The sequence below is a fragment of the Nocardioides immobilis genome, from assembly GCF_003515065.1.
GTDB classification, from domain to species: Bacteria; Actinomycetota; Actinomycetes; order Propionibacteriales; family Nocardioidaceae; genus Nocardioides; species Nocardioides immobilis.
In genome coordinates this window covers 1-8,895 of the sequence record NZ_QXGH01000061.1, presented here as the reverse complement: position 1 = coordinate 8,895, position 8,895 = coordinate 1, and the positions used below count along the sequence as shown (strand labels likewise).

The following is an 8,895-nucleotide window of genomic DNA, read 5'->3' as shown; positions in this document are numbered from 1 at the left end:
CGGGGCCTCCCACAATTGTCGGATAGGCCGAGCAGGCAGCCCCTGCTCGGTAACCCACGAATCTTGTGAGTGAGGCCCCGGCCCGCAACCCCGTCAAAAGCGACGGCGTCACGTCATACCGTCTAGCCTCTGGCCGTGATCTGGAACCGAACCGGAGGCCACGACGACGGCACGCTCCTGGTCCTGCTGCACGGGCTCGGCGGTACGGCGGAGGTGTGGCGCGGCGTCGAGGCGCTGCTGCCCGAGGCCTGGCCGGGCGGCTGGTCGACGCCCGACCTCCCCGGCCACGGGCGCTCGCCGCGCGCGTCGTCGTACTCCTTCGACGCGCAGGCGAAGCTGGTCGCCGAGGCGCTGCCCGACGACCGCGACCTGGTGCTCCTCGGGCACTCGATGGGCGGCATGGTGGCGCTGGCGATGGCCGGCTTCCATCCGCGAGTACGGCGGGTCGTGGGCTTCTCGATCAAGACCTGGTGGCCCGCCGACCAGGTCGAGGGGATGCGGGCGCAGTCGTTGAAGCCGGCCCGGGTCTTCGCGAGCCGCGAGGAGGCGGTCGAGCGCTACCTGAAGGCCTCCGGGCTGCACGGGCTCGCCGATCCGGAGGATCCCGGGCACGAGGCCGGCATCGTGCAGGTCGAGGACGGCTGGCGGATCGCGCAGGACATGGGCACGTTCGACTTCGGCGTACCGGACATGCCGGCGCTCCTCGCTGAGGTGTCGTGCCCGGTCACGCTCGGCCTCGGGTCGGAGGACCAGTTCGTCCGGCCGGCGAACTACGGAGAGCTCGGGGTCGACGTCGTCGCGATGGACGGGCTCGGCCACAACCCGCACCTCGAGGACCCGGCTGCGGTCGTGGCGCTGCTGAAGTAACGTCACCGCATGCGCTTGCCTGCCCTTCGACGAGCGCAGCTCGGTCGGCCGAGCCTGGACCCGTACGCCGACCGGTTCGACGTCCCGGTCGCCGAGGACTCGATGTCGGTGACGTTCCTCGGGGTGGCGACGCTGCTCCTCGACGACGGGGAGACCCAGGTGCTGACGGACGGGTTCTTCTCCCGGCCCGGGCTGCTGTCGGTCGGGCTGCGACGGATCGCCCCCGATCCGGTGCGGATCGGCGCCTGCCTGGCGCGCGCCGGCGCGGCCCGGGTGCGAGCCGTCGCGCCCGTGCACAGCCACTACGACCACACCCTGGACGCGGCCGTCGTCGCGGACCTGGCGGGGGCGCTGCTCGTCGGCGGCGAGTCGACGACGAACATCGGCCGCGGCGGCGGGCTGCCGGACGACCAGCTCCGGACGGTCGCGGACGGCGACGAGCTCGAGGTCGGCGGCTTCTCGCTGACGTTCATCGGGTCCGAGCACTGCCCGCCCGATCGCTTCCCGGGCGAGATCACCGAGCCCGTCGTACCTCCGGTCAAGGCCGCCGCCTACAAGTGCGGCGAGGCCTGGAGCATCTTCGTCGAGCATGCGAGCAGCCGAAGGCTGCTCATCCAGGGCAGCGCCGGGTACGTCGAGGGCGCCCTCGCCGGACGCCAGGCCGAGGTGGCGTACCTGGGGATCGGCCAGCTCGGCAAGCAGGACGAGACCTACATCCGCGCCTACTGGGAGCACACCGTGCGGGCCGTCGGCGCCCGCCGCGTCGTCCTCATCCACTGGGACGACTTCTTCCGCCCGCTCGACCGGCCGCTGCGCGCGCTGCCCTACCTCGGCGACGACCTCGACGCCACGATGCGGGTCCTGGTGCCGCTGGCGGAGGAGGACGGGGTCAGCCTGCACTTCCCCACGGTGTGGGAGCGGGAGGATCCGTGGGTGGGAGTGAGCTGAGCCACCGGTCCGAGGTTCGCCTGTCAGGCTGGGCTGGTCACCGAACGGACAGTCAGCAGGTTGTCGCCATGAGTGGCGTCGACCTCGACCTGGCCCGTCTCATGGAACCCGAGCTTCTCCAGGACGCGGCGGGAGGCGACGTTCCAAGCCCAGACGGTTGCCCACAGCCGCTCGCATCCCGCCGCGGTCGCCCAGGCGACCACGGCTCCACCCGCCTCGGTTGCATAGCCGAACCCCTGCGCCCGACGCAGCAGCTCGAAGGCCAGCTCGGGCTCGTCGGGCACGCCGTTCCCGTGAAAGACCAGCCCGCAGTACCCGATGACATCGCCCGCGCACTTCCGCTCCACCGCCAACACACCCGGCCGCGGATCCTCACGCTCACTGCGGATCCAATCGGCGATGTCCTCCACCGTCGGCCGCCCGGCGGCATCGATCCGGCGGTGCGCCGGCACCCGGGGATCCCGCTCCGTCCACAGCCGACGGTAGACGTCCGCCTCCTCGACCCGCCGACGCCGAAGGATCAGGCGATCGGTCTCCAAGGTGTCCAACACGGGCCACGCAGGCATATCGGCATCGTGCCACCGGGCGCGAGCATGCCGATATCCCCGCCGGTGCAGCTCAGTGGCGGGGTGTCGGGGCTCGGTGGCTACTCGTCGGGTGGGTCGGCCGGGTCGGCCGGCGGCTGGGACGGCTGGGTGGTGCCGGGTCGGGGGGTGAGGTCGTAGGTGCCGGTGGGGTCGACCAGGTACAGGCCGCTGGGCAGGGTCCACAGGTAGGTGCCGGGTGAGAGGACCCGGCAGGTCGCGAGTCCTGAGGTCTTGTACCGGTGGTGGCCTCGGCACTTCGGGTTCAGGTTGCACCGACACGTCGGTCCGCCCTGGGCGTGGGGCACGTTGTGGTCGATGTCGCAGCGTTCGGCTGGTCTGGTGCAGAAGGGGTAGGTGCAGTGGTGGTCGGCCAGGGTGACCTGGCGGCGGATCCGGTCGGGGATCTCGTAGGAGTCCACGGGCTGGTGGCCGTTGAGGTCGATCACGGGCCGCACCAGCACGCTGGTGCCCGGGGTGCCCATCCACTCCTTGACCTGCTCCGGTGAGATCGGGGTGCGGGTGTTGGCGAACCGTCCGACCGCGCCGTCGGCCGTGTGGCCGCTGGCGCCGTTGAGGTGGACGATCAGCTCGACCCTGCGGCCGGGGACGGTGCGGGTGATCTCCCCGGTGTCGGGGTCGACGACCTGGAGGTCGAGGGCGAGGTCCTGGCGGGCGATCTCCCCGAGCGCGACCGACCGGCGCACGTCCAACGACTCCTCACAGCCGAGCTGGCCCAGCAGCTTCGCCCGGCGGGCGACCGCGGTCTCGAGGTCCAGGGCATCGGCGACGTCGAGGGTCGCGGTGACCTCCGCGGTGCCGTCGAACCCGACCCGGTCGAGATCGATGTCGACCCGCCGGGCCTCCTGCGCCGCCGTGCGCTTCTCCTCGGCCGCTTGCGGGTCGTAGCGGACCAGGGCTTCCTCGACCAGCCGGTCGATCTGCGCCCAGGAAACCCCGTGGGCGATGGGTGCGAGCTGCCGGTCCACGAACCCCGCGGCATCGGCGGGCAGGGTGCGGGTGGACTCCGCGAACCGCAATGCCTTCCACACCGGAACCCGGCCCTCGAGCACCCTGCCCCAGGTCTTGGGGAGCCGGTAGGCCAGCTCCACCACATGCCCGACGTAGGAGCGGCCGGAGTCCAACGACCGACCGACGAGGGCGGAGAGCTCCATCACCGCGAAGTCACTGATCAACGGGGCACCGGGTCCGGCGACCGGAAGCCCGGTGTCCAGACCCCGCTCGGTGACCGTCGAAGCCTCCGCCCCCTCGGCGACGACATGCTCGCCCGCCCACTCGGCGATCCGACGGATCTTGGAGATCTCGTGTTCGGTGATCGCGGTCTGGTCGTCACGGATCCCGGCCAATAGCTCCCGCGAACGCGTCACCGGGACACCTTCGACGGCCACGTCCGCCGGCGTGGCGGAGAGGTCGAAGAGGGGCGCGGTCCCGAGATCCATACTGAACATTCAACACCCGACCACCGACACATCGAAACGCGCGGAACCCGCCTGTGGACTGACGATTCACACTTCCTGGCCTGTGGACGAAAGGTGGGCTTCGCGCCACCGCGCCCCTTCGAAAGGCTCGTCGATCCGCCGGCCAGAGATCCCGCCAGCCGGCCGAGGGCTCGGGCCCTCGACCGGCTGGGGTGGGGTGGGGGGTCAGGCCGCCGTACGACGGACGTCGCGGGCGTCGCCGACGCCGGTGACCGCGGTCTCGAAGGCGTCCCGGAGGAAGGCGTTCGAGTCGGCGACGGCACCGGCGGACGCGATGCCGAGGGCGATGCCGGCGAGCACCTCGTTCCTCCAGTCCGGCTGCGGCTCGGGCTCGGGGAACGGCTTGCCGGCCTTGACCCACTCGGCGATCAGCGCGGCGAGCACCGGGTTGGGCTCGCCGAGCGGGTCGAGACCCTCGCCCTCGGACCAGCGGGCGATCGGTGCGACCTCCTGGCCGAGCTTGTCGGCGACGAACGCGAGGTGGACCAGCGACCGGCCGAACCGGATGCCCTCGTCGATCGGGGGCAGCGGCTGCGGGTTGAGCGCAACCAGGTCGAGGTTGCTCGACAGGACCGGGCCATGCGGGATCAGCCCGTCGATCGCCCGCGGGTTGAGGCGGGCGATGATGGACAGGAGGGTGCGGTTGATGGCCACGAGGGGCTCCTTCATGTCGGAAGACAGGACAGGAGGAGGAGTCCGGGAGGCCCCCGCGTGATTCATCCTTTCGGTTACTTCTCGTCCCGCTCCAGGAAGTAGAACTGGGCCGGCTTCTCCATGATGCTCGTCCTCATGTCGACGAGCGGACCGCGTACCGCGCCGATCCGCTCCATCAGCGCGAGCGACGGGGCGTTGCGCGCGTCGGGCTCGAGGACGATCCGCGTGCAGCCCGGCAGCCCGAAGACGAACGCCAGCCCGGCGGCGACCACCTCGGCGGTCCGCCCGGCGCGCTCCGGCACCGCCGCCAGCAGCAGGTGGACGCCGACGTCGCCCGACTGCCGGTCGTACCACTCGCCGATCTCGTCGACCTCGGGGTCGTAGGTCTGCAGGATCCCGACCGGAGTGCCGTCGACCACGAAGAGGTACGCCGCAAGGTGCTCCTGCTCGTCGATGTACTCGTAGATCTCCCGGACCCGCGCCTCGTCGCAGTCCGTCATCCCCCAGAACACCGCTCGCTCCTCGGTGACCCACCCGTGCAGCATCGCGGCATCGGTGGCGGGGTCGACCGGCCGCAGCGAGGCGCTCATGCGACCGGGGCCGCGGGGTTGGCGAGAGTGCCCGCGAACATGAGTGACTCCGCCTGGTCGGTCAGGTCCACCATCTGCAGCGTGTTGCGCAGCTGCAGCCGGTTGAGACAGCTGTGCCGGAACGTGGCCCGCAGCAGGTCGTAGTGCGCGGCGGCACTCGCGAGCTCGGGATGGTCCGCACTGTGTTCCTCGATCGTCGCCCGCACCAGCGCCCAGAACTCCTCCTCGTCCAGCACCCCGTCCTCGGCGAGGATCGCGCCGACGAACCGCAGCACCCCGTCGAACACGTCGGTGTGGATCGCCAGCGCCTTCACGTCGTCGGGGAACTCACCCCGGATCCGCTCCACCTCGGCCGGCAGCGGGAGCGACCCCATCACCGCGACCTCCTCGCCGATGTCCTTCATCAGCGCTCGCACCGGCACGTGGTCGCGCAGCACCAGCACCAGGTTCTCGCCGTGCGGCATGAAGGCGAGGTCGTAGGCGTAGAGGCAGTGCACCAGCGGCCGCAGGTAGGCGAGCAGGTAGCTCCGCACCCAGGTCGCCGCATCGACCGGCGACGCCTTGATCAGCGCAGTCACCAGCGCATCGCCGTCGGCGTCGCGGTGCAGCAGCGCGGCCATCGTCATCGGCCGCTCGCCCGCATCCAGCGAGGGCATCGGGCTCTCGCGCCACAGCGCCGCGATCATCTTCCGGTACGGCGACGGGCCCGCGTGCTGGTGGAACGCATCGCCCGTGTAGCCGATGGCGGCGAGCTCGCGCAGCACCGTGAACCCGGTCGCCTGCAGCTCCGCATCGGCCGCCACCGTCGCCGACACCCAGTCGTTGATCGCCGGGGTCGCCTCCATGTAGGCGGGCGACAGGCCCCGCAGGAACCCCATGTTCTGGATCGCCAGCGCGGTCTTCACATAGTGCCGCTCCGGCCGGCTCAGGTTGAAGAAGGTCCGGATCGACTGCTGCGGCCGGTGATCGTCGTCGCCCGCACCGAGGTGCACCAGGTCGCGGCGGGCCACGTCGGGCGCGAACGTCACCGCGAGCTTGTTGACCCACTGCCACGGGTGCACCGGGAGCAAGAGGTAGTCGACCGGATCGAGTCCGAGCCCGCGGAGCCGAGCGGCGAAGCGATCCCGGGTCGCGGGAGCGAGCTCGCCGTCGTACAGCGTCTCCTCGGTCTGCCCGTCACCCAGGGTCAGCCGGGTGACGGCACGACGGGCAGCCAGCCAGTGCAGTCGGACCGGCTCCCCTGTCTCCGGCGCGTACGCCGTGTAGTCGTCGAGCCCGAACCCGATCCGTCCGTTGTTGGCGACGAAGGCCGGGTGGCCCTCGGTCATCGCCGCCTCGATCGCCTGGTAGTCCGCATCCACCAGCTCGGCCACCGGGACCCGGCGGTGCCGCAGCTTCCACGCCGCCGCGGCCAGCGTCGAGGCGATCTCCTCGAGGTACGTCGGCAGCAGCTGGTCGGGGATCCCCAGCGTCGGCGCGAGCTCGGCGACGAACGCCTGCGCGTCGGGTGCCGGCTCGATCGAGGCCGGGTCGACCACCCAGTGCTCGAGCGCGTGCACCCGCGCGCTGAAGGAGTACGTCGACGTCCCCGCCGTCAGCGTCCACCAACCGGGCCGGCTGCCGTCGGGCTCGGGCGCCAGCAGCCGCTCGTGGGCGTACTCGCCAATCGCCTTGGCCACCAGGTGCCGGTGCGCGCGGTCCATCAGGGCGGGCGTCAGGTGGGCAGTGCCGTCGCCGGCGATGCGATCGGTGCCGCACGCCGCCTCGTAGGCGTAGCGCGTGCAGACCGAGAGCATCGCGGTCTTCCCCGGCAGCGGGATCTCGCGCAGCTCGACGAAGCCGGCATCGACGTTCTTCTGCCGGATGGCGTCGTTGCGCGCGTCGGGCTCGACCACGACCCGCTCGACGGCCGGGTCGGCGAAGCAGTGCTCCATCACGGCGGCGAACACCTGGGAGGTGAAGCCGGGGACGGGCTCGCCGTCGGGCGGCGCGACGAGCACGTGCATGCCGAGGTCGCCCGGCCGGAGCTCGGGCAGGCCCGCGAGGAGTGAGTACGCCGGGTCGTAGATCTCGACGAGGAACGCGGGTCGACCGTCGGCCCGCCCCAGGAAGGCGTGGTGGTGCGGGTCGGCAACGATGCCGTCGTACTCGCGACGGACGTCGTCGAGGGTCGCGTCCTGCATCATCCAGAAGACCGAGCGCGGGTGGGTGACCCACGCGTGCAGGAGGGTGAGGTCGCGCTCGAGGTCGAGCGGCTCGATCGTCAGTCTCATCGCTTCGCCTCGACAAGCTCGGCGTGCGGGGCGGGCGAGCGACGCAGGTGGTCGGGCACGCCGAACGTCTGCACGGCGATCCGCTTCTCGACGGGGTAGACCTCGCGGCCGAGCATCGCGGCGATGATCACCGAGTTGCGGTAGGAGCCCATGCCGAGGTCCGGTGCGAGCAGCGAGTGGGTGTGCTCCTCGGCGTTCTGGACGAAGATCTCGCCGCCGTTAACGTCGACGGAGTAATCGCCGGCGACGTCGTACCGGCCCCGCTCGTCGAACCGGATCCGGTCGCGGACGCCGTCGAGGAAGTCCGGTGCCGTCGCGGTGTAGCCCGTGGCGAGCACCAAGCCCCCGGTCGTCAGGCCGAACTCCTCGCCGGTCTCGACGTGCAGGAGGTCGAGCTGGTGGCCGGCCTCGGTGCTGCGGGCCCCGCGGACCTCGGTGTTGGTGAGCAGCGTCGTGCGGGGACCGTCGCCCACGGCCCGCTGCTGGTAGTGCAGGTCGAAGATCGCGTCGACCAGGTCGCCGCTGATCCCCTTGAACAGGTGCCGCTGCTCGCGGGCCAGCCGGTCGCGGGTCTCGACGGGCAGGGCGCGGTGGTAGGAGCCGTACTCCGGCGACGTCATCTCGAGGGTGAGCTTGGTGTACTCCATCGGGAAGAACCGCGGGCTGCGGGTCAGCCACACCAGGTCGTAGCCGTGGCCCGGCGCCTCGGTCAGCAGGTCGTAGTAGATCTCGGCCGCGCTCTGGCCGCTCCCCACGATCGTGATCGTCGGTTGTTGCTGCAGGGCGGTCTTGTGCGTGAGGTAGTCGGCGGAGTGGGTGACGGCCGGGGCCTCGAGGTCTCGTGACGGTCGCTGCGCGACCTCCTCGACCAACGACTGGAGTGCGACGGGAATGCGTGGCGACGTACCGATCCCCAGCACGAGCCGCTTGCTGCGGAGGGTCTCCCCCGTCGAGGTGAGGGTTTGGTACGTCCGCCCGTCGTGCTCGACCGCGGTGACCCGCTGCCCGAACCGGACGGTGTCGAGCCGCTCGGCCGCCCAGCGGCAGTAGTCGTCGTACTCCCGGCGCAGCGGGTAGAAGCTCTCCCGGATGTAGAACGGGTAGAGGTGGCCCTGCTGCTTGAGGTAGTTGAGGAAGGACCAGCGCGAGGTCGGGTCCGCCATCGTCACCAGGTCCGCGAGGAACGGCACCTGCAGCGTGGCGTCGTCCAGGAGCATCCCGGGGTGCCAGTCGAAGCGGTCCCGCGCCTCCAGGAAGACACCGGAGAAGCCGTCCGACTCGCGCAGCGGATCGGTCAGGCAGGCCAGGCCGAGGTTGAACGGGCCGAGGCCGACGGCGACGAAGTCGTGGACCTTGCTCACTGGACTACCTTCCTCGCGTCGGCGGTCCTGGACGGGCCGCTGATGCACCCCAGGTGCCGTCGGGTCACTGCCCTGCTCGCTCGACCCCTTGAGGTCCACGATGAGTTCTGCAGGGCCCG

Annotated in this window: 8 protein-coding genes; 2 read left to right on the top strand and 6 right to left on the bottom strand. The window is 71.1% G+C overall.

The features are described from left to right. The first annotated feature begins 135 nt into the window (after positions 1-135). The gene (locus tag D0Z08_RS31440) at positions 136-867 is read left to right on the top strand and encodes an alpha/beta fold hydrolase (RefSeq protein ID WP_182481615.1); all 732 of its coding nucleotides are present in this window, start codon (positions 136-138) and stop codon (positions 865-867) included. A gap of 9 nt (positions 868-876) precedes the next feature. Next, complete coding sequence (locus D0Z08_RS31435; protein ID WP_118929230.1) at positions 877-1,815, top strand: MBL fold metallo-hydrolase; 939 nt, start codon at positions 877-879, stop codon at positions 1,813-1,815. Positions 1,816-1,838: 23 nt separating this feature from the next. Here the strand turns inward: D0Z08_RS31435 and D0Z08_RS31430 are convergent, their stop codons facing one another. The 6 genes from D0Z08_RS31430 to D0Z08_RS31405 all read right to left on the bottom strand — a co-directional run. Continuing rightward, positions 1,839-2,381 (bottom strand): GNAT family N-acetyltransferase, encoded by a 543-nt coding sequence (locus D0Z08_RS31430; protein WP_118929229.1) that lies wholly within the window; start codon positions 2,379-2,381, stop codon positions 1,839-1,841. 80 nt (positions 2,382-2,461) lie between these two features. Continuing rightward, a complete protein-coding gene (locus D0Z08_RS31425) occupies positions 2,462-3,859 on the bottom strand; it encodes an HNH endonuclease signature motif containing protein (protein WP_118929228.1) in 1,398 nt (465 codons plus the stop codon). A 204-nt stretch (positions 3,860-4,063) separates the two neighbouring features. Further along, positions 4,064-4,567, bottom strand: coding sequence for a hypothetical protein (locus D0Z08_RS31420; RefSeq protein WP_182481614.1), 504 nt, complete (start codon positions 4,565-4,567; stop codon positions 4,064-4,066). A 59-nt stretch (positions 4,568-4,626) separates the two neighbouring features. Further along, positions 4,627-5,142 (bottom strand): GNAT family N-acetyltransferase, encoded by a 516-nt coding sequence (locus tag D0Z08_RS31415; RefSeq protein WP_118929226.1) that lies wholly within the window; start codon positions 5,140-5,142, stop codon positions 4,627-4,629. Beyond that, on the bottom strand, positions 5,139-7,415 hold the full coding sequence (locus D0Z08_RS31410; protein WP_118929225.1) for a GNAT family N-acetyltransferase: 2,277 nt from the start codon (positions 7,413-7,415) through the stop codon (positions 5,139-5,141). The genes D0Z08_RS31415 and D0Z08_RS31410 overlap by 4 nt, the downstream gene beginning before the upstream one ends. Further along, on the bottom strand, positions 7,412-8,895 hold a 1,484-nt coding region (locus D0Z08_RS31405; protein WP_342772402.1), incomplete at its 5' end, for a lysine N(6)-hydroxylase/L-ornithine N(5)-oxygenase family protein. The genes D0Z08_RS31410 and D0Z08_RS31405, both read right to left, overlap by 4 nt.

Coding starts and splice junctions, on each gene's coding strand:
- D0Z08_RS31435 (WP_118929230.1), top strand. CDS start 877: ATGCGCTTGCCTGCCCTTCGACGAGCGCAGCTCGGTCGGCCGAGCCTG.
- D0Z08_RS31430 (WP_118929229.1), bottom strand. CDS start 2,381: ATGCCTGCGTGGCCCGTGTTGGACACCTTGGAGACCGATCGCCTGATC.
- D0Z08_RS31425 (WP_118929228.1), bottom strand. CDS start 3,859: ATGGATCTCGGGACCGCGCCCCTCTTCGACCTCTCCGCCACGCCGGCG.
- D0Z08_RS31420 (WP_182481614.1), bottom strand. CDS start 4,567: ATGAAGGAGCCCCTCGTGGCCATCAACCGCACCCTCCTGTCCATCATC.
- D0Z08_RS31415 (WP_118929226.1), bottom strand. CDS start 5,142: ATGAGCGCCTCGCTGCGGCCGGTCGACCCCGCCACCGATGCCGCGATG.
- D0Z08_RS31410 (WP_118929225.1), bottom strand. CDS start 7,415: ATGAGACTGACGATCGAGCCGCTCGACCTCGAGCGCGACCTCACCCTC.